At 34.9% G+C, this 20,010-nt stretch carries 18 protein-coding genes; 12 read left to right on the plus strand and 6 right to left on the minus strand.

Features of this window, described 5'->3' with window-relative positions; all coding sequences use genetic code 11:
• Nucleotides 1-21 precede the first annotated feature (21 nt).
• The 7 genes from IRE19_RS16960 to IRE19_RS16990 all read left to right on the plus strand — a co-directional run bounded on the left by IRE19_RS16960 (nucleotide 22) and on the right by IRE19_RS16990 (nucleotide 5,978).
• Nucleotides 22-1,527, plus strand: coding sequence for a primase C-terminal domain-containing protein (locus tag IRE19_RS16960; protein ID WP_238943292.1), 1,506 nt, complete (start codon nucleotides 22-24; stop codon nucleotides 1,525-1,527).
• A gap of 143 nt (nucleotides 1,528-1,670) precedes the next feature.
• Entirely contained in the window at nucleotides 1,671-2,519 is an 849-nt protein-coding gene (locus IRE19_RS16965; protein ID WP_203341303.1) for a site-specific integrase, read from the plus strand.
• 150 nt (nucleotides 2,520-2,669) lie between these two features.
• Nucleotides 2,670-3,347 carry a hypothetical protein gene (locus tag IRE19_RS16970; protein WP_203341304.1) on the plus strand — a complete coding sequence of 226 codons (678 nt, stop codon included), beginning with the start codon at nucleotides 2,670-2,672 and terminating at the stop codon, nucleotides 3,345-3,347.
• A gap of 541 nt (nucleotides 3,348-3,888) precedes the next feature.
• Nucleotides 3,889-4,221 carry a hypothetical protein gene (locus IRE19_RS16975; protein WP_203341305.1) on the plus strand — a complete coding sequence of 111 codons (333 nt, stop codon included), beginning with the start codon at nucleotides 3,889-3,891 and terminating at the stop codon, nucleotides 4,219-4,221.
• A 109-nt stretch (nucleotides 4,222-4,330) separates the two neighbouring features.
• On the plus strand, nucleotides 4,331-4,576 hold the full coding sequence (locus tag IRE19_RS16980) for a hypothetical protein (protein ID WP_068870671.1): 246 nt from the start codon (nucleotides 4,331-4,333) through the stop codon (nucleotides 4,574-4,576).
• Nucleotides 4,577-4,703: 127 nt separating this feature from the next.
• On the plus strand, nucleotides 4,704-4,910 hold the full coding sequence (locus IRE19_RS16985; protein ID WP_203341306.1) for a hypothetical protein: 207 nt from the start codon (nucleotides 4,704-4,706) through the stop codon (nucleotides 4,908-4,910).
• A gap of 699 nt (nucleotides 4,911-5,609) precedes the next feature.
• Entirely contained in the window at nucleotides 5,610-5,978 is a 369-nt protein-coding gene (locus tag IRE19_RS16990) for a hypothetical protein (RefSeq protein WP_203341307.1), read from the plus strand.
• A 177-nt stretch (nucleotides 5,979-6,155) separates the two neighbouring features.
• Here IRE19_RS16990 and IRE19_RS16995 read toward each other — a convergent pair whose 3' ends face one another.
• Both IRE19_RS16995 and IRE19_RS17000 read right to left on the minus strand, forming a co-directional pair.
• Nucleotides 6,156-6,377, minus strand: a complete 222-nt coding sequence (locus IRE19_RS16995) for a DUF3006 domain-containing protein (RefSeq protein WP_203341308.1) — start codon at nucleotides 6,375-6,377, stop codon at nucleotides 6,156-6,158.
• Nucleotides 6,378-6,379: 2 nt separating this feature from the next.
• The gene (locus tag IRE19_RS17000) at nucleotides 6,380-7,225 is read right to left on the minus strand and encodes an MBL fold metallo-hydrolase (RefSeq protein ID WP_203341309.1); all 846 of its coding nucleotides are present in this window, start codon (nucleotides 7,223-7,225) and stop codon (nucleotides 6,380-6,382) included.
• Nucleotides 7,226-7,600: 375 nt separating this feature from the next.
• Between IRE19_RS17000 and IRE19_RS17005 the strand changes: the two genes are divergently transcribed.
• Entirely contained in the window at nucleotides 7,601-7,906 is a 306-nt protein-coding gene (locus IRE19_RS17005; RefSeq protein WP_203341310.1) for a hypothetical protein, read from the plus strand.
• 196 nt (nucleotides 7,907-8,102) lie between these two features.
• Here IRE19_RS17005 and nadS read toward each other — a convergent pair whose 3' ends face one another.
• The 3 genes from nadS to IRE19_RS17020 form a co-directional block, all read right to left on the minus strand.
• Nucleotides 8,103-8,426, minus strand: coding sequence for a NadS family protein (nadS, locus tag IRE19_RS17010; RefSeq protein ID WP_203341311.1), 324 nt, complete (start codon nucleotides 8,424-8,426; stop codon nucleotides 8,103-8,105).
• On the minus strand, nucleotides 8,423-8,785 hold the full coding sequence (locus tag IRE19_RS17015; RefSeq protein ID WP_203341312.1) for a type II toxin-antitoxin system RelE/ParE family toxin: 363 nt from the start codon (nucleotides 8,783-8,785) through the stop codon (nucleotides 8,423-8,425). The genes nadS and IRE19_RS17015 overlap by 4 nt, the downstream gene beginning before the upstream one ends.
• Nucleotides 8,786-9,576: 791 nt before the next feature.
• Nucleotides 9,577-9,867, minus strand: a complete 291-nt coding sequence (locus tag IRE19_RS17020) for a hypothetical protein (protein ID WP_203341313.1) — start codon at nucleotides 9,865-9,867, stop codon at nucleotides 9,577-9,579.
• Nucleotides 9,868-10,539: 672 nt separating this feature from the next.
• Here IRE19_RS17020 and IRE19_RS17025 point away from each other — a divergent pair.
• Complete coding sequence (locus tag IRE19_RS17025; RefSeq protein WP_203341314.1) at nucleotides 10,540-11,733, plus strand: hypothetical protein; 1,194 nt, start codon at nucleotides 10,540-10,542, stop codon at nucleotides 11,731-11,733.
• A gap of 550 nt (nucleotides 11,734-12,283) precedes the next feature.
• Here the strand turns inward: IRE19_RS17025 and IRE19_RS17030 are convergent.
• On the minus strand, nucleotides 12,284-13,855 hold the full coding sequence (locus IRE19_RS17030; RefSeq protein ID WP_203341315.1) for a DUF4062 domain-containing protein: 1,572 nt from the start codon (nucleotides 13,853-13,855) through the stop codon (nucleotides 12,284-12,286).
• A 244-nt stretch (nucleotides 13,856-14,099) separates the two neighbouring features.
• On the opposite strand from IRE19_RS17030, the gene IRE19_RS17035 reads away from it, so the two are divergent.
• From IRE19_RS17035 to IRE19_RS17045, 3 genes are all read left to right on the plus strand, one after another.
• A complete protein-coding gene (locus IRE19_RS17035) occupies nucleotides 14,100-14,813 on the plus strand; it encodes a hypothetical protein (protein WP_203341316.1) in 714 nt (237 codons plus the stop codon).
• A gap of 206 nt (nucleotides 14,814-15,019) precedes the next feature.
• Nucleotides 15,020-15,964, plus strand: coding sequence for an HNH endonuclease (locus IRE19_RS17040; protein ID WP_203341317.1), 945 nt, complete (start codon nucleotides 15,020-15,022; stop codon nucleotides 15,962-15,964).
• Nucleotides 15,965-16,563: 599 nt separating this feature from the next.
• The gene (locus IRE19_RS17045) at nucleotides 16,564-19,989 is read left to right on the plus strand and encodes a PIN domain-containing protein (RefSeq protein ID WP_203341318.1); all 3,426 of its coding nucleotides are present in this window, start codon (nucleotides 16,564-16,566) and stop codon (nucleotides 19,987-19,989) included.
• Nucleotides 19,990-20,010: the final 21 nt, after the last annotated feature.

Genomic DNA, 20,010 nt, shown 5'->3' on the forward strand with positions numbered 1-20,010 from the left:
GAAGGGGGCTGCTTTGTGTTAATGATGACTAATGTTTTTGAAATACTTCTCCATGAAGGAATCCATAGTTACAAGAAAAAAAACTCATCTGCCCCTCTTCCTCACTTAATCGAAGATCAGAAACAAACAAAGAAACATAAAAAAGGTGCGATTGGCGTTACGCGTTCCAAGGAAGATCTATCGACACCTGGTGGTGTCAAAGGGTACGTGATTACGTCGAAAGAGACTCTCTTGGAGGATTCTGTTGAACTTTCTCATTGGACCCCCAATGTACACAATTACTTAGGGTACGTCGATAAAGAAAAGTGGCATCTCAAGGGACACACCGAAAAGAACCTGCAGCAAATCAATACGTTTGTCGTCGACATCGACACGAAGAAACAGCCGTATACGGAAATTCTGACCGCTGCGCTCGATTACAGCGTGGGCATTCCAACGATGGTCCTGGAGACGCCGAAAGGGTTTCAGGTCTATTTTGTGCTGGAAACGCCGCTGTTCATCAGCAACCAGAACGACTACCGCGGCTTGAAGGTCGCGAAACGCATTTCCGAGAACATCCGGCGCAGCTTGGCCAAGGTGTTGCAGGGAGTGGATCTTTCCTGCAATGACTTTGGCTTTTTCCGCATGCCTTCAGAAGACAACGTCCGCTGGTTCTCCGAAAAGATGGTCTTTTCCCTGCACAACCTGATTTCGTGGTCGAAACGGCAAGACGATGACCAAAACCGTGGATTATTCGTCGTGGAAGCGAAAGAGGAGGCACTTGATCCGACACACGCCGAGTGGTTCCGCGAGTTATTGGCCACCCGTTACGTAAAGGGAAGCGCGGGGCAAATCGGCCGCGACAACTTGATGTACACAATCGCCTTGGCTTGTTACAGTGCCGGAAAAGGACAGGGGGAGACACTGGATCTGCTAGACGAATACAATTCCTCCCTTGAAGTGCCTGTGCGTCACAGTGAGGTTCAGAAAATCGTCAAGAGCGCCTACAAGGGCCGCTTCAAAGGTGCAAGTCAGACTTATATCCAGGAGTTATTAGAAGCCTGGTTGCCAGGGAAGGATATTCCGGTCACGAATCACCTCGGAGGTTGGTACAAATTCAAGAAGGATCGGAAGGATCGCGTCCGCAGCCACTACGACGAGTGGGAAGAGGATCTGCTTGCCTATATCCAATCGGAGACCAGTACGGTTCAGCCAATCAAATGGACAACCCAGAGCGCATTATGTGAAGCCGTCGGCATCCCCCGCAGCACGTTCAACGAAGTGGTCCGCAAATCCAAGAAACTGCTGATCAAACGAACCGGAAAAGGGCGCAGCGCACAGACGGGATTGACCTCTGTCGCCGTGCTTCTTCAGTGTGCTCTTGAATTCAACCAGCAACATCGTGCTCTGTACTATGAAGCAATCTCGTTAATGAACGGCTCACGTGAGAACGCAAGCGCTCTGTGGGAGCTTGAAGTCCAACTGGCTTTGCTGACAAGTTTCCCTGAAAACCGTTCTTCAAATGGAAAAAAATTCAATTCTTCTTAATTGTCCAATCTGCCAATACATATCTGTATACGTGCTCTTTTTTGAAATCCTTATTTTACCTACTGGTTTTTTTGTGCCTTAACGAATTGATTTTGGGGATCTTATGTCGACCTGTTAAACTAAATGTAAAGAAGGGCAGGGGAATGAAGATGCTGTATGGCTATGAGGAGTATCGATTAAAAGAAGGGATTTCTCCTGGTACGCTGGTGACGGAATTGGAATTGTTAAAGTCATTTGTTCGTTTTGTGAACTTGCGGAATGAGAAGCAGCTGGAGCTGTATGAAATCAAACCTGCGGATGTCCGGGCATTCTTGGATCAGGAGAAGGCGAAAGGGTTGAAGCCGGCTACGGTCAAACGGAAACTGTCCCATATCCGTCAGTATTTCCATTACTTGTGGAAGGTGGGGAAGGTGCCGGTTGATTTCATGCCTAAATTTGAATACCAACTGGTGATAGAGAAACCAGTGGCGCAGCTTGTGTATCTGGAATTTGTGCAGGAAAAGAAAAAGGTGCTGCAGCATCCAAATTTGATGTTGAATGCCAAGCTTTATTTCCTGTTTGCGATGGCTGGGTTTCGAATGCGGGAGATTGAACGGTTACGAAGTAGGCATTTTCATGATTTAGGGGATCGAGTGGAAATGAACTTTGTAACGTCTCAAGATGTTTTCTGGCAGCTGGTTTTTGAGGATCCGACAGACGTAGCGGTTATTGTACAGGCGATGGAGCGCGCGGTTTTTCGGGAGCATGATTACCTGGTTTCATCGGATAAGAAATACGGACCGGATTATGTGCGGAACAACATGAAGGATATCTATTCTGGTTTAACTGCGCTGTTACCCAAACCGTTTAAGACGGAAGAGGTTCGGATGGCCTATATTTACGACTTGTATAAGGTGCAGGAGAAGTCGTTTGATGAAATGGTGGGATTATTGGGAATTACGCCAACGTCGCTTACATCGGCTTTAAAGCTCGTTTTTGAGCGTTATAAGTGAATGTTGAATTACCAAATGAAATTAGGGAAAACTTTTGTTTAGTAATTTCATTTTAAAAAAGCAAATAGAGTTTAATTTTCTTCGCTCATTCCACGACTAGCGTTACAACTGATAAAGGTAATGGATGTTCATTTTGAAGGGGGAAGGTTTTTGAAAAATAAAAGAAATGCGTATTTAATAATAAATATCATTTTATTTTTAATATCTATAAATCCATTATGGCAATCATATCTAGATAATATAAAGTTAATTGAAATAGTACTGGCTTATTTACTAATTGCTATAATTTTCAATATAATGATTTTCGCTTCGGATTACTTATCAAATAAAATATTTAATTGGTATGAGAAGCGATTAAAAGCTAAATACACCTTGTATGAGTGGCTAGGTCACCCCTATCCATCGATAGATATAAAAAAACGATTATCCGATAAAAAAAATTTTACTGTAGAAGAATTTGAAGAGAATTGTAATATGATCAAAAAAGAAATCTCTTTAGAACTCAGAGATTTAAAAGGGTGGAAGAGCTATAAAAAGTACTTAGAACTTAAAATTAATAGCCCGCGCTTCCCTTCTCTTTTGAGTTCCTCTCAAAGTATATTAATTGCTTTAATTGGAGCCGCTGTAATCACTTTCTTAAATTTCTCAGATAAGAGCAATATACAATTAGTTATTAGTTATTTTTTTCTCTTAATAGCAGGGGTAGGTTTGGCAAAAGCAATTGATTTATGGAGTAGTATAATTGACCGAGACAGATTTCTACTTGTATTGGTCAATGAATATATTGAAGAAAAGGAAAATGAGATATTGCAGAATGAGGCAACCTAATATCCAAGTTTATATGTCTTTTCAGTTAGCTTTTATATGATTAAGGAAAAAGAAAATTTTTACTTATAAAAAGCTCAGGAGCCAATAAAGTAAAAAGGCACCTGAGCTTTTTGATGTAAACTGTTGTTTACATTATAATTTTTTTGGCTTTGGTGCGTTCATGGTTAGTTTTCAGTATTAGAAGAATAGTCTCTCTTAACGGTACTTGTACCTCTTTCGTTGTCTCGTTATGATGACGTCACCGCGGCCCTTATCTAAAAAAACTAGAAGACATTGAAGAAGAGAACCGAAGTTTGAAAGAAGAGATGCGAAAGCGCGACTTCTTGTTCGTCGAAGTCTTGGAAGAAATGAAACACAAATTGAATCGGATAGGAGAGCATTAGCAGCAACTAGCTCACTATTGCTTGTGGAATTCAATATAGATGCGCCAGAATCCTCCTTATAGCAAAAAGAAAGTGAACCTCAGGCGATAACACCTCCAAAAGACACGCGAAATTTATGGGCAAGGATCTGGAATAAATAAGCGAAGGTAGTGTTCAGTGTGGAATGGAATTGGAATAAGACCAGTATTAATCTTCCTTATTCCTCTGAAAGTCTTAAAGCTCTTTTAGATGCCGTATGCAAGAGAGAAAACTCATTTCCTCAAGTAGATTTTTGCATGTGGTGCGATAATTTAACGATGGCTTGGAAAGATGAAGATTTAGATGAACAAGAAGAATTAGCTTTTGTTATTGCAAGAGATATTGAGTGTCAATGGGATTTGCATTGGTATGAGTTTTATTCTCATGAAAAGCTAATGAAGATGGACTTCTCCAAGTTAGAATTACCTCCCGATTGGTTTAAAGGATGGGCAGCTGAGTTAGATGGAAAATAACCAACAAAGACTAGGTTTTGAATGTAACTTATGTGCAGATAAGTTACATTCAGATCAAGCAAGAAAGGCACATGGTAAAATAAATTTTCATACTGGAGATGAAAATGCGATGAGTCGATGCAAAGAAGAGGAGATCATATTCGATACGATGCGTGAAGCTGATGTATGGGCTGATTCAATTGCAAATGAAATGTACGGAAGGCTTTATGATAGTTATAGTACTCCTGACTATAAAATAGCTTATGCTCTAGCTTTTAGATTAGCTGCCATCGAAAACTGCAGAGTATATACCAAGGATGAAAATGCGGAAAATAAATATAAAGTATATGCTGCATTTGATGATTCAAACTCATAAATTCCTTGAAATACAATTTTTAAATAATCTTCAAACCATCTAAAAATAAAGATTTTGAATGTAACTTATTGTGAATTAAGTTACATTCAAAATAGCAAAAGAACCAGTTTGAAAAGGGGTGAAACAGGTGGAACGTTTCGATATGAGCTTTCAAAATAAAAGAGTGAGGATTTGGTTTGCTCTTGTATTACCTTTGGGTTTACTGGCCGTGCTGCTGTATATTTTTCTTCCAAACGAGTTTCAGTTCATTCCAACCCTTATATTAATTGTTGGATTGGCCATCTATTATGCTTGGGTTGTGCTCGATAAGAGAAAGCAAAGATCTAATAAATAGTTCTATTTTTAAATTTGAATGTAACTTAATAGCAAGTAAGTTACATTCAAATTCAACGTTAACAGAGTTTAAATAATCTTAGATTACTCTGTTTTTTTATATTTCCGATACTTATAAACTAGCGAAATTAACATACATAGAGTTACAATTATTGGTAGATAAATTTTCACGAACGTATCACCTTCATACATGTAAGCAGCAAAATATAAAAGTAATAATGCTAATACTCCTCCCCAAAGTGACCTTATAAATTTCTCCTTATCTGATAAATTCCAATAAAAAATTTTCACTTTTTCGCCTCCTTTAGGCTTTCAAGTAACCACTTATTTTTACTCGTAAATAAATTAAGCCTAACCATTCTACTAATTAACTTCCAGTAAGGTTTCGTTTTTCAAAGAAGTAGAATTCTTTTATTGAATCTGAATGTAACTTAAGTGTAATTAAGTTACATTCAAAACCCCGGTTTTATTAACTTCCTGAGAAAAATAAGTGAAACTGAAATTAGTAGAAAAAAGATACATTCAAATCGTTGATATATCTGGGCTTGTGTTTCGTTGACGCGCTCTTTTTTCTTTCGGTAATAAACCTTAAATAATCAGTTACACAGAGAAAATAAATTTATAAAGACAAAACGCTCCTAAAAAATGTATGCTCAATAAAATACTTGTCGCTATTTAAGATTAAAAAGGGAGTATCACGATGAAAAAGAAACTTGTACTTGTGCTATTCATTGTCAGCTTGGGAATTAATTTATTTCTGTTGGGAGATTGGCTGTTATTTCAACCGACAGCGGAAGAAGAAATCGCGTTAAGCGAAATGGTGCAAAAAACAGTAGAAAGTGCCGATTATCATGAGATCGCCAGCAAGGAGAAGGTGATTGCGATCGATCGATTCTTGGAGAAGTCAAAAGGTGGGACCTTCCCTTACAACTTTACGGTAAATGTTTACACCGATACGCAAACCCATATTTTCGCTTGTAGTGATGCGACCTGTTCCGCCATGAAAAGTGTCGGCACCATGTACTCAATTTACAAAGACGAAAACCGACGATTACCCTTTGACCAATAAAAGTCCTGAAAGAGATATAGCCATGTGAAATGGGCAGAGTAAAATTAAAGTTGTCCTTTCCTTAGACTGAATGTCACAAAAACGGATACCGTCTCTGTCTAGAGACGGTATCCGTTTTTGTCTGCATATGCTGCCTTTTTTCTTCAAATTTAGTTAGAGAAGAATTAGCAAGAGAATTTAATCCTCCCAAAGCTCATCCATTAACTCTTCGATCTCTTTTCTACGCTTCTCGGTTTCCTCATTAAGAAGGGTCACCCGATCTCCAATGATTTCAACAAAGTCACCCGGCTCCGCTGTTGCTGGAAAGATGCTCTTGTCAAAGTCGCGAGTAATCCCTTCAATTTCAACAACTGCAATGTTCTCTTCAAACCGATCGATGATTCCTTTTAAGGGCTTCATGATTATTTCACCGTAGCAACTGTGATTTTGGTTCCGGTCGAAGTGAAGATGATGTTGCCTTTTTGATCCGTCCGATAAATCGTCGTCTTGTACGGCTTGTATCGGTTCAGTACTTCAGTGGATGGATGGCCATACGAATTCTTTCCAACGCTAATTACCGCATATTTCGGCTTTACGACTTTTAGGAAGCCCGCATTGGAGGAAGTCTTGGCTCCATGATGCCCAACCTTAATGACATCGGCAAGGAGCATCTGCTTGGCCTTAACCATGTCCGATTCGGCAGTTTTTTCGGCATCGCCAGTAAACAGGAACTTGTTCTTGTTGTACGTGACGTGCAACACGGCGCTCCAGTTGTTCAAATCGGTTTTGCCATAGTCGCGTGTCGGTCCGATAAACTTGGCCGTCCCAGTCTTCAGAGGAAGTTTCACACCGGCCTTTGCTGTCTTGATAGTCAGTTTCTCTGCCTTGACAGCAGTCAGGAAATTCTTATAAGCATCGGTCGTATGGGCCACTTTCGGTGCATAGACCGACTCGACTTTATAAGCTTTGAGCACTTCATCCAGACCACCCAAGTGGTCAGCGTCGGGATGCGTGGCAATCATAATCTCAATGTCATCGACTTTCTGTTTCTTGAGATAAGCAATAACTTCATCTCCCTGTCCTTGCCGCCCACCGTCAATCAGGACGTCCTCGCCGCCCGGCATCTTGATGTAGGTAGCATCACCTTGGCCGACGTTAATAAAATGTACTTTCATTGTTGGGGTAGCCGCCATCGAAGCGGAAGGCATAGAAACAAGCCCAGCCAACAGGAAGACGGACATAAGGATACTTAGGGTCTTCTTCAACACATCGCCTTCTTCCCTGTAAGTTATTTACATCTTCATCATAAGCTACGAAGATCCAACCGACAATACATTTTTTCTGGATTTCTTCCTTATTTCTAGCCATTATTTTATAAAACAGTAGACAGCAAAGTTTTTGTGTATGAAACGCATCTTTTTCTATTTTTTCTAGGTTAGCTAAAGGCAGGCTGCTGTAATCAAGTTACTCCATTTATTAAAAATAAGAGCCGGATGTTGCCGCCAAAAGGGAAAAGTAGAACGTTGGATTTGCGCTGGATGGCTCTCTACAGAACGTGCGGATGAGCATGAATAAAACAGACGTAGAAATGATGCAGGGTATAATGAGGAGGAAATAATGCATTGTAAAAGGAGGGATTCTGTATGAGTTGGTTCGATAACGTTTCCGTTTTCTTGTACTTTTTCAGTTTGATGTACCTGCCTTGGATTCTATTAGCAGTCTCCCTCTGGTATACGATTGGTGCTCTCGTTTATGAATCGTGGAAGAAGATGGCGATTGGGTTTCTGATCTTTTTACCGAACCTCATTGCGCTCCTATTATTCTTTATGGATATGGAACCGCTCTTGTATGTGCTGATTTTATTGCCGCTCTTACAAGTAGCGAGGATGATCAACTATTATCGTTCCGAAAAACGGCCGGAAAAGGTCAAGCCACCATTATTAAACTAAAAAATGGATTCAAAGAGCCTAAAGAAGGCTCTTTTTCTTTTGCTACTGAATGGAAGTAGAGTTTTTAAATACGTTTCTTTCTCTGCCCAATAAGGCTTAACTTTTTGCATTAACTAAAAAAGGTAAGAAAAAACTGCCAGGTCAGCTAGACCAGGCAGTTTTTTATGATGAAGGAAATGAGTAACTAGTTATGGAGTTAGACAGAGACGATTTTTTGTTCTTCTGCTACGTGCGGTTGATTACTTAAAATTTCTAAGAGTCGGCGGGCTGCACCGCTCGGTTGGTTGGTACCATGTTCCCACGATTCGATTGTTTTGACCGACACCCCTATAAGAGCTGCAAATGACTTTTGTGTTAAATTCATCTGCAACCGCAGACTTTTGATGTCTTCTGCAGAAAAAGTGACCAATTCCTTGATCGCTACGGTTTTGGTTCTGGCTTTCGATTGGTTGCCTTCCGCATAGTCAATGGCTTGCTCTAAACTCGATTTCAAGTCGTCAAAAAATTGATTTTCATTCATTTTCCATCCATCCTTTCGGAAGCATATGAGTTTTTCAGCTGATCTACCAATTGCTTTAGTATCTTCTTTTGATCTGATTTCAACGTTGCTTGTTGGTTTTTTGCGTAAATTAGAAGCAGAACCGTGTGGGAAGCCGTCTGAATATCCAAGTAAATGATCCGGTAAGAGCCACTTTTTCCTTGGTTCTCACTTTCGGGAGAAAAACGCATTTTCCTTAGACCGCCTGTACCGGTGATGACAGCTCCCTGGCCCGGATCCATCAGCAATTGAAGTTCCAGTTCACGCTGTTCTGCAGCACCCAGTCCGTATTGTTTCCATTGTTGATCAAAATTCTTTACATAAACAAATGTTCTTTTCATAATAACCTCATCGTTTCGTGACTTCTTCTATGTTTATTGTACCCTATTCAATAGGGTTTTTCAATTCGGTGGCCGGTAAGTGATTAGGTGTCATTTATAAAGCAGAAAAAGTACAAAAAAAGAGTAGCAAAAGCTACTTTTTCTTAACCAATCGCTCCCGACTGTAATATAGTTATCTGTTGTCTTTCATTTCAACTGATGGCGACGAATTTAAATCCACATCCTTGATCCCTTCCCAAGTAAAAAAACGAACGGTCGTTGGATTGCTGGCTATCGGGATTAACAATTTTCGTCTAATCGTTATCCATTAATAAAATGAAAAAACCATGTACCAATACTATAGGTAGTCCAATGAAAAGGATGGCCATTATCCATACGTTAGAAAGTTTTGATTTAAAGACGAGGACAATGATCATTGCAATATTAAAAACCAATGGGATGACATATCCTGTTGGTTTTAAAAAAAGTAGAACGTAATCTGTAAAGTGCATGATGACAAGAGTGATGTTCATGATTCCCAAAATGACGAGCAGCCCTGTTGCCTTTGTCATAAGATTCCCCGTTCTTCGTGACTTTTATAATTTTTTACCATTAGTTCTTAAACAAGTTGGACCGTTTGTTGAAGATTGATCTTTCTAAATTACCTAGTTAGTTAAACCAGCATTTCAGTAAACCATCCTATCTACAGCCCTGGCTTTGATTTCTTTCTATAAACAGACCACTTGGGTATAAAAATAGAGGAACTGCAGAGCCCGAAGTATTTAGTGAACATTGTATAAATGAGGCGACAATCAATCATTCGTTTTGCTTTTTAGTTCTAGCAGTAGGGGAGCTGTATTTAATAAAATCGATAGTATCGTCAAAACCCATAAGGCCGCTGCCATCGTAGGCACTACATCCAGTAAAGCAGGCCAGTCTTCCGCCTTTACCCAATCAGCCACCATACTGTAATCTGCGGCGACTGTTAATGCAGTAAAGGATAACCCCATTGCCATCGCTAGCTTATAATCTTTGCCTGTTGCATACTTAAACAGATTGAGGAAGGTTGCCGCTATTGCGATAAGTCCTAATATGAACCACATAGTACTACCTTCGTCTGCATTGGAAATTACTATTAAGTAAGACAGAACTAGACAGCAATTAGTTTCACGATCGGAACAATAGAAACTGTTTGATGAATAACCCAACCCCCTTTTACCATCACACCATTGCTTCAACCGCGATGCTAATAGGACAAAAGATAAACGGCTAGCGCTTTTTCTGAAATTTATCATTGGTTATAAAATATACAAGATTAGCAAGACTTATTTAAGTTGTGATACATAGAACCGTATCATAAGTAAATTAGGTTTTTATATGAGTAAAATAAATGAATGTTGATCGTGTCTTATTAAATGAAGAGTTTAATAATATGCTAATCATAAAAAAGTTAAAGGACATGAGCTCGTGGATTAAACCGGCTTCATGTTCTTCAACTTTAAGTTCATTTGCTTGTAGTCTTAATAATACATCCTTATCCAATTCCTCAAAAAAATTTGATTATCTTGCTTAGTCGTTTCTAATTTGGTGTCTCTTAAGAACCAAGATTTAAATATATCTTCTAAAACATTTAAATGAGGTTTTAAAGAATACCTTTCACTAAAATTTGAGTTTAAAGAGACATATTTATTAACAAGGTAAAATTATATGATTTGTCGAAATGTATTTAAACAATTGAAACCGTGTTAGTAATTTCATTGAAAGGAGAAAAGAAAATGGAATTTAACGGTATAGAATATAAAGAAAATAGAAACTTAATACCTTTAGAAATTCCAAATAAAAAAGACTATTATACTGATTTATTTCAACTTGAAAATAGTTTTGTAAGTAGGTTGGATATTTTTCAAATAGCTATTACTTTTATTAGAGAATCTGCGCAATTAATTACAAATGCCATTTCTTTGTTTGAACAAGGTTATTTAGATTGTGCTTACTATTCATTAAGACAATCGCTTGAAACCACTCTTACGTTGGTGTATTTAGCGAATCTTCAAGAACAAGAACGAGAAAAAGAACTCTTGAAATGGAAAGAGAAAAGTATATTTCCAATGTATAATTCTATGGTTAAATCACTAGAGGAACAAAAAGCGATTTTTTTAGATGTGAAAGAAAAAATGCCCATCTATTTTGATGGCATAAAAAAAACTAAGAAACTTCTTAATAAACATGTTCATAAACAAGGGTTTGATACCTTTTATGTTTCAAGAAAACATTTTTTGAATCAAGAGAGAGACCAAACTCCTATCATTGAAGAGTTTGAATTTTGCTTAAAAAAATGCGTCGGTGCAGTTGTAGTATTCAGATTATGTATAGATCCTTTTCCTATATTATTGATGGACCCAGAAATATATTCTCGAACACAAGTATTTATGTCAGATGCTTTTACGAGTAAATTTGTTGAAAAATACGTAGGATTTAAAAATATAGAAGACTATAAACAAACGGATCTTTATAAGTCTGTCTATAATCACTTTATAAATTTAGAAAAAAGATTACCTGCAGTGTTAGACTTAACAAAAAATGCTTATATTGACAAAAGTAAAACCGAAGAAATAATTTCGCAAATTCATTTATTAAGAACTATAGAAATTCAAGCAGTTGCAATAGCTATGATGTCGGACAAGGTAACAAGAATTATACTTTCTAATTTCGCAACCGAATCTTTTTTTACAAGTACTCCGTCAATTAGAAAGAATTGGGGATTTAGTGTTGAAAAATATTTGGAATTTCGAAATATTAGCTCTTTATTAAACTTTTCTATAGATAATGCATTTATAAGTTCTATAAGCGTAGGAGAGAAAACTTTCTTTATAGAGCATAATGAAAAATATAGTTTTGAAGAATTTGAGGAATTTAAAACGGAGGTGACAGTTACATTTAATAAACTTGAGAACTCAAAAAATATGTAAGGAAGTTATGTGGATTTATAGTATATAGCTATCTTATGTTATAAATTAAGATTTAAAGAAGAAAAAGCATCACAAGCCGCTGCCACAATCGCTACTAGCACTTCCACCTCTTCAGAGGTATTTGCTAATTGCACAGAGTTTACCCCGCAGGTGATCCGCAAGGCCATGCTTTCTATCAATCGAAAATGGATTGCGATAAAAATGTACATGCATGTGAATCATAAAATTGTTAAGAAAAATATTACAAGCTTTTCGGTCCTTCTTTAACGGATTGAGAAGCTTTTTATATAGTGACATTGTGATGTAGTTCTCTGTTTTAATGAAGCACTTACGTAGTCATTATTAATTAGTTAAGTTAATAGAGGATTGTCGATACTATTTTCATTTCCGAGAAAAATACTTCGTTTGTTCTCAATTATTTCTTAGAAATTTTCGCTATTAAAATCGCTTTTACTCCAATCTTTTAATAAAGGGGAAGCAAAAACAAATAAGAGCAGCCAGAGCCACTCTTTTCTAAAATATAACTTAAAAATCGCATCCATAAAAACTCTTATTGGTTTTCACTGTCCATTGATACAACTAATTCGCCTTTTATTACTTCAGGCGAAAATTTAGAAGAAATTTCGTAGTAAACGTAATCAGGCTTAGACTTTAAAAGAAGAATGGAAGGAAAGAAAACGTTGGAATTTTGTTTTAAGTATGGTTGTGTAAACCGTACTACTTCAAATTTTTCCTCTGAAAAATACTCATAACAAAATAGCTCTTTTATGGCTTCCTCATACTCCTGACGGTTTCTGTCTACTTCTTGTGAATGAGACATTTGAAAACCAGGAAATGACGGAGTAAAGGGGGAAGTCGAAGATGGATAATTTTCATATTCTTTAACTGCTATAGACTTTTTGGGCTTAAAGAAACTATCGATGTGTTCAGTTATAAGCTCGATGATTTCATTTCCAGGAATAGGTATTTCATCAGTGTTTTGTAGATTTCCTTTTGGAATGTACAGGCTAATATCAATATCTTCATCGAAACTTGAACCAAAGTTAGTTAAGGCTAACTCCACATATAAGAGAGAACTCAATGTGTCAAAAAAATCGGACCACTCTTGAAGTTCTACGATTTTAAAATATAAATTTTCTATCATGTCATATTTTTCTTTTTCTTCTTCTGTTCCAACTAAACTATAAGAATGTCCCATACCTGGAAGGTTAGCAAGATTCTTTTGGTTACCGAGGTCACCAAGGTAGAAAAAATCTTCTCTTATTTCGATGTTCTGTCTTTTTGCATATTCCCGAATCTTTGCCATCATCAGGTTTTCAATTTTTGCCGGTTGAGCAGCTAGTAATGAGGCCCAATTTCCAATGCTGGAGTTAATATTTGTCTTATTTAATGAAGTGTTAGGTGTACTTTTTTCCTCAGGTTTAATGACGAGCGGATAATTTTTCGCTTTATCGAAAATTTTAGAAATATCATTTGTCAAATTGGTTATTAATGGTACATTTAAATAATCTTTTTCTGTAGCAATAATTCCCTCTTCAGTGATTTTCCCATTCAAAGTCCCTTTTACCGAGAGCTTGCTTCTATTGATTTCATCTTTTTCAGCATTCTCATTAGTAATCAATTTTAAAAAGTAAAGCGTGAGATGATTTAAAAGATCTTTTTTAAAAACAGCTAAGTCAGAATAGGGATGATATATACCTTGACTAGAGTATTTCTTTCTAAACTCAGTTACTTTATTATATTGTTCGGAATCAAGAGAAGAAGGATTGGTTGGCCTATCACTAAAATAGAGAAAGACCTGTTTGCCACTTTTTATCAACTCTTCGATTTCTTCTTCCGTTCCAGATCCATAATCTTCAGTCGGAGTGCCAAATCTTGTCCAGAAAACAGCTAAAGCAGCATCACAATCAAATATGAACTGAGAATTTAATAAACTCTGGGGGGATCCACCTGATTGAGGATAAGAATCTTTTGACCAATGTTTTGTAATAACTTGAATATTATTTGCTGAGCCGAACATACGATTGAAATCTTCAACAGTTTCATAAATTATAGCTAGCTCCTCTTTCACGTCAGAGGGACAAGAGATTAATAAATCATATTGAATTACATTTTTAGGCATAGAATTTCCTCCTCTATAAATGAAAGTTATCGTTTCCTAACTTTTCTTTTTAAAGTATTACGATTTATTCTCTGAAATTAAGCCCGATATCTACTTAAGGATACCAGAATAACCAATTGTTGTAATAATAAAGAATTGTTTTAACTAGTATAAGAAATAGAAAAATATTACAATTATAATATTAAGTTTAACTTTTAATTTACTTAAAATATTCTTTTTTATTTGAGAAAGAGGAGGTAGAAGGGTGAATCAAATTATTGAAGTGGTGAACACTTATGGTCCTTTAATAGGAGCCGGTACTTTCTTAGTTTACATATTGAAAGCAGCTATAGATTTTTGGTTTGTTACTGAATTAGAGAAAAAGTTAATGACGGATTATCAAAAGTTAAAAGGATTTGCTTCAAAAATGGTTATTACAATAATTCCTAGTGTTTTTCTAACTACTCTCTATGCAGTCATATTTCAAAAAGATTTATTGGTCCAACAAGCAAACGTAAGTGAAATGGTTTTTCTAATTATGTTCTTAGCAATGATATTTCTATTAAATATATGTATGAATCTAATGGTTACAGGAATAGAGAAGGTTTTAAATTTAAAATCAGAGTACATGATACTTATAAATGACGAAGAATGGAGTGTTGAAAGGCTGACCAAAAATAACCTGTTACTATTAAATAATAAAAAGAATGAATACCTATTGATAGATGATTGGAAAGAGAAAAAGATTAAAAAAATCATTAACAAGAATACCTATACGTATAAACTTTATAGCGAAAATACAAATTGGCAAAAGTCCATTGGAGTGAGTATAGCTGTATTAATATTATCTGTTGGTACTTTCGTCTTTTTCTCTGATAACAATTACAGCTCTGTATTGCTGTTTCCAGCGTGCTTAGCCTTTTTAAGTACTTTAATAATATTAGGAAACCTAGTCGAATATAAAAGGAGTTATGCCTAAACCAAAGGCAAAGTAACCTAAGTTCGAGCGTCGATTTTAAATATCGAGTTTATTTTCTGTTATAAACTAAATCGAGAAACTTAAATTTTTTATTTACATTGTTACATAGAAAGTTCCAAGATGGTTTTCAGGGTTACACTTTCTTTGAGTCCTATTTGTTTTAAAATGAGAGGGACTAAAAAACTATGCACTGAGGGAGAATAGCAATGAGATGCATCATTTGTAAAGAGATTAAAGAACAAGAAGAATTTAATGAAGAACACGTTTTTCCAGATTCTATTGGAGGTACGTTAACTCAATACAATGTCTGCATAATATGCAACAGTCGTTTAGGACATGATGTAGATACGCATCTTGTAAATCACTTTTTAGTTAAAATAAAAAGAATGATTTACAGAATTCCCGGAAAATCTGGTGAAATTCCTAATATCTTCAAAAAGGGATACCTTAAAGGAGATATGGAACAAGAGATGCGGCTTGAATTTGACTCTGTTGGTAATTCAAAGGGTGTATATATGCAACCCGAAAAACAATTCAATGTTCTTGCGGATGGTTCAGGCAATTTACACTATCGAGTAGATTTGAAAGATAAAGCAAGATTACCCGGCATGGTAAATAAAACTTTAAAGAGAAATGGATTTCCAGTAATGGAATCAGCAGAAATTTTAAGAAGAGCCGTTGAAACCAGGGAACCAGCACCAGAAATGATTATAGAGGCTTCCGCGGATCTTATTGAATACAAGAGAGCAATTTTAAAAATTGCATACGAGTTATCTCATTATTGGATTGGAGAAAATTACTTCAACGATCCTAATGGAGAAATAATTAGAAAGATACTGATCGCTAAAAATTTTACAGACGCTAAGATAAATAAAATTGGTTCCATCAATGAAGGTATTTCCCTAGACTTATATAAACGTCTGAAACAAGGAGGTGACTTCCATATGGCCGTCCTTATTAAAGATGGAAATAAGATCTATTGTGAAATTCAAATTTTTGATTGTATGGAAGGCACTATTATTGTCAGCAATAATGCTGAAAGATATCCTGATTTCGTGAATCGATTTATTTCTATCAATCCTGTGACAGGAGAGAAATTAGAATCTACATTAACGGATGCGTTTAAGAGGTTAGCAGGCGAGAGAGTCTAAGTTGGTTTTAAGAGGTATTGCAACTATATTAGCTTTGCTATACTCAAAGAGTATTAGCGGCCCCTTAGTGTCCGCAGGTTTTAACGTTTAAGCTCTTTAGAGCATTTTCCCCTTCGGGGAGGAATGTCTTCAAGGAGCTTTTTTATTTTAAAAGGAGAGGAAAAAGATAGTTGTAATTTATTTTTATAAGGCATATGGGAACTAGATATATTTTGCAGATTAAAACAAGAAATTAGCAGTTGAACAAGCGATAAAGATTTTTACTAATACTTTATACAAGAATAAAATTTATCTAGATTAATTTTTAGGTTTTAATAAGTTGTTTATTAGGTTCAACTAAAATCTAATGAATAATTTTCTGGAAATTCTAACGCAGCTAATGAATATAGATAATTTTTAACTGATATATTCAATTTTGTATAAAGTAATAGAGTATTGGAAGTATCTATTTCATCAAACTGTAAAAGAATTGAAATAGGTTATTTTTGAAAGATTCCGCTACCTTATACCTACAATTGGAAATTCTGTTTTAAAATTAATATACAATAATCATTAAGAGATCACTGTAACAAAATAGAGTTAGTAAGGAGTTGAATAGAATGTCAGGGTTTTTAGCGGGAGCAATTGTTAGTTTTGGGGTTAATATGATATCAAATTTAGCTTGGGAAAATAAAACTGATCGAGATAACCAAAAAATAAACTTAAAAATAATGGAAGTACTTAAAAGTTTTAATCGAAATTTTGATAACACAGAATTAGATACTTTGGCTTTTCAAAAAGTTTTGGAAACTCCGGAACTAAGTGATGAAATTTATAAAAGAATTTTTAATGGGTATAACTCAGCTGATAATTCTCTGGAAGAGTTTAAAATGGCTATTTCCAATAAATCTGTATCTAAAGTTAATGAGTATTACCAACGACATGAAAGATCTTTGATTTATAATAAACAGATTTTTCAGGAATATTTTTCTGATTTAATAGATGTCCTTATTGATCTCAGAGAAGACTCACTATCATTAAAAGAATCGGCCAAACTGTCTATAATAGGCGAAATAGTAGATTCCTCTACCACAAAAATTATACAAAGTGTAGAGAATAAAATTGAAGGAATGAAAGAAGACAATATTTTTGCTGAAGAAAAAATAACATTAATTCAAAAAGCGCTAGATAATTATAAATTAGATGAAGCAATGTCTATAATAAATAATTCTTTAGAATCTCAAAACTCTCTTAGCAAGAAACAGAGGGAGGTCATATATTACCAGAGAGCAAGAGCCAATATACTGATTGGAGACTATACTAATTTAGAAGAAATAAAAAATTCAATAAGAAGAATAGATAGCGACTCAAAATATATATCTGAAATAGATTCTTCAATTGCATGCTATAAACATGATTCAGAATTACTCGAGACTGCATTAAATGATCTTTATTCCAAAGGCTATTCTTCTGAACGCATATTATTAAAAAGGCTATACTTTGATATTTGCAATCAAGATTATGAAAAAATATTAGCACTTCTCCTAGAAGAAAATAAAATAAAAAATGAATTTAAGGATTTTCCTGAAGCGCATTCATATGTAGGATTAATTTTACTTTCAGAAGCAGAGTTCTTAAAAGCTGAAGAGTTTTTTAGTTCTGCAAGTAAATTAAGCCAATCTGTTCTTTATAGATACAATAAAGTGTTGGCACAAGGCTATGACCTATTCTATAAATATAGTGAAACAATGAGATTTATGGAAGACTCTGGCGAAATATATATAGATGTGATAAACCAATTCAGAGAGTTGTTTTATATAGTTAAGTATTTACCATTTGAAAATCAGAAAGCATACTGGTTTCTTTATTTGAATCTTGTTTTAATAATAGACATAAAACAAGCAGCAGACGAGATGAAGAATATTCCAAATTCAATGAATGGAGATGTATTAGTAGAAAGTATTAAAGCAGATATACTCTCAAAGAGTGGAAGAAATACTGAAGCTAAGGAAAAACTTATAGAATACTGGAATGAAACCCTACCGAACATTGTAAATTTATTCTTAATTTATTCTGCTGAAAAAGAATGGAATAAAGTAATAGCAGTATACGAGAATATTAAGGATGACGTATTAAAAACAAATCCTACTATAAAATTGTTATATTTAATTGCTGTTGTGAAATTAGAAGGGTTTGAAAAAAATGAAATAAATTTTATGAATTTAATTAAAAAATATCCAAATGAAATTCCATTGTATCCCCTGCTTCTCAGAGTCGGCTTAGAATTCGATTCTACAATGTTTATTGATGAAATTCATAATAATATATTGAATAATATGACTAATGTTAATGACCATATACTTGAAAGAATAAGTGAGCTTTTCTTGAGTTTTGGTTTCAAAGATAGTAGTAGAAATCTTTTGGAGCATCGAGTTACAACCAATGAAAATTTACTAATACTTTATCTAAAAACAGTGGATCATTATACAGCGCGAGAAGATCTTATGGAAATTAGAAAGAAAGTAAGGGAGTTTCTAAAAAGTGGATGTAAATTTAGAAGTTTACTTCAATACAACCTTAGAATCAACTATGAATTAAGAGATTTTAATGTCGATTTCATTTCGAATTTAGACGAATATCAAAGTCTTTTTGGAATAGATGAGTTCTATTCCAGATATAAAATAGTGGCAAACATTGAAATGGATAATATTGAACAATTTAATAATGAAGTTTCTTGTTTAATGAGATTAGGCATACCACAAGATCTTCAATTAATCTCTAGACTTAGAGCTTATCAAAATTCTTTTGAAGAAGCAGAAAGAATAGCTGTACAGGCATTGTACTTATTAAGAAATAATATCAATAGCAATATTTTAAAAAACCATGTAAGTCTCCATTTCTCTCGTCTCATATATAAAGAAACAGAAGTTAATCTAGATAGAACAAAAGTGGATACAGTGACTACACTAAAAAACAAAAAGAAAGAACGCAAGATTGCTATACATGTGGATGATTCGATTTTTGGAGAACCAGGAGAAATAATTTTTGATTGTGAAAATTATGGGCAGAATGAGCAAATAAGTTTAGTTCTCTCTTCATTAGGTCAGGTGGGGCAGGAAATTGAAATAGATAAAGAAAAATACGAGATAGTGGAAGTAATTAGTTTAGGGGCATACATATTTCGTTACTGTATAGATGAAATTAACAATAAATATTCTGATCCCAAATTTATGAAGGTTTTATCCTTTACTTCTTCAAAAGAGTTAGGGGAGCAATTGCAAGAGAATTTAAAAGAGCAGAAAGAACAACATGAAAATCGATTTTCAGCATATAACTTCTCAGGGAGTGATTTAGGTATTCCCATTTCATATCTATCAGGAAAGAATTTAACTCAATTTGCTGAAGTGCTCATAGGTATATTTAATACACCTTCTCAACCTTATTACGCTGGAGCTCCAGCATCACACAAAAGTCAAAAATACATTTTATCTCTTAGTTCCATCATTTTATTAACCCATTTAGATTATTTATCGAACCTGGAGCCTATTGTTGATAAATTAATAGTTGTGAAAAATATAGAAAATAGAGTTAAGGGTGTTATTAAAGAGTTAAGTAGTTATGAAGAGAACAAAGTTGGAAGATTAAACTTAACAGAAGAAAATCAAATTTCTCGTCATATGAATAGCACTGAAGAAATATTAGAACAAAGAAGGTTTTGGATAAAAATATTAAATTTTATTTCAAAAGTAGAAAAAGTTGAAGTGGAAAGTGCGGCAGCGGAGGTATATGATGTCCTATCAGATATAGTGTTTGCTGAAGATATTTCAGCTATTGAGTTGAGTAAAAGGGAGAACCATAGTTTAATAGTAGATGATTTGTTTTTGAGAAAAGCTACAGCTGCTATTTCTTCAGAAATAAAGACAAATAATTTTGTAGGTCTATTATCTGTTGAGAACTTAATTAACACAGAAGAAGCACTCTCGCTTCTTGAAATTCTAATAGAAAAAGAGTATTTTTATCCGATTGATGCTTATATAGAACGATAAAATAAATAGGTAATAACTAAG

Source organism: Planococcus beijingensis, from assembly GCF_016820615.1.
GTDB lineage: Bacteria > Bacillota > Bacilli > Bacillales_A > Planococcaceae > Planococcus > Planococcus notacanthi.

Excerpts from the sequence above, each read along its gene's own strand:
- IRE19_RS16995 (WP_203341308.1), bottom strand. The coding sequence starts at position 6,377 with ATGAAGCCCTTAAAAGGAATCATCGATCGGTTTGAAGAGAACATTGCA.
- IRE19_RS17005 (WP_203341310.1), top strand. The coding sequence starts at position 7,601 with ATGAGTTGGTTCGATAACGTTTCCGTTTTCTTGTACTTTTTCAGTTTG.
- IRE19_RS17020 (WP_203341313.1), bottom strand. The coding sequence starts at position 9,867 with ATGTGGTTCATATTAGGACTTATCGCAATAGCGGCAACCTTCCTCAAT.
- IRE19_RS16960 (WP_238943292.1), top strand. The coding sequence starts at position 22 with ATGATGACTAATGTTTTTGAAATACTTCTCCATGAAGGAATCCATAGT.
- IRE19_RS17040 (WP_203341317.1), top strand. The coding sequence starts at position 15,020 with ATGAGATGCATCATTTGTAAAGAGATTAAAGAACAAGAAGAATTTAAT.
- IRE19_RS17025 (WP_203341314.1), top strand. The coding sequence starts at position 10,540 with ATGGAATTTAACGGTATAGAATATAAAGAAAATAGAAACTTAATACCT.
- IRE19_RS16990 (WP_203341307.1), top strand. The coding sequence starts at position 5,610 with ATGAAAAAGAAACTTGTACTTGTGCTATTCATTGTCAGCTTGGGAATT.
- IRE19_RS16980 (WP_068870671.1), top strand. The coding sequence starts at position 4,331 with ATGAGTCGATGCAAAGAAGAGGAGATCATATTCGATACGATGCGTGAA.
- IRE19_RS16965 (WP_203341303.1), top strand. The coding sequence starts at position 1,671 with ATGAAGATGCTGTATGGCTATGAGGAGTATCGATTAAAAGAAGGGATT.
- IRE19_RS17015 (WP_203341312.1), bottom strand. The coding sequence starts at position 8,785 with ATGAAAAGAACATTTGTTTATGTAAAGAATTTTGATCAACAATGGAAA.
- nadS (WP_203341311.1), bottom strand. The coding sequence starts at position 8,426 with ATGAATGAAAATCAATTTTTTGACGACTTGAAATCGAGTTTAGAGCAA.
- IRE19_RS17030 (WP_203341315.1), bottom strand. The coding sequence starts at position 13,855 with ATGCCTAAAAATGTAATTCAATATGATTTATTAATCTCTTGTCCCTCT.
- IRE19_RS17045 (WP_203341318.1), top strand. The coding sequence starts at position 16,564 with ATGTCAGGGTTTTTAGCGGGAGCAATTGTTAGTTTTGGGGTTAATATG.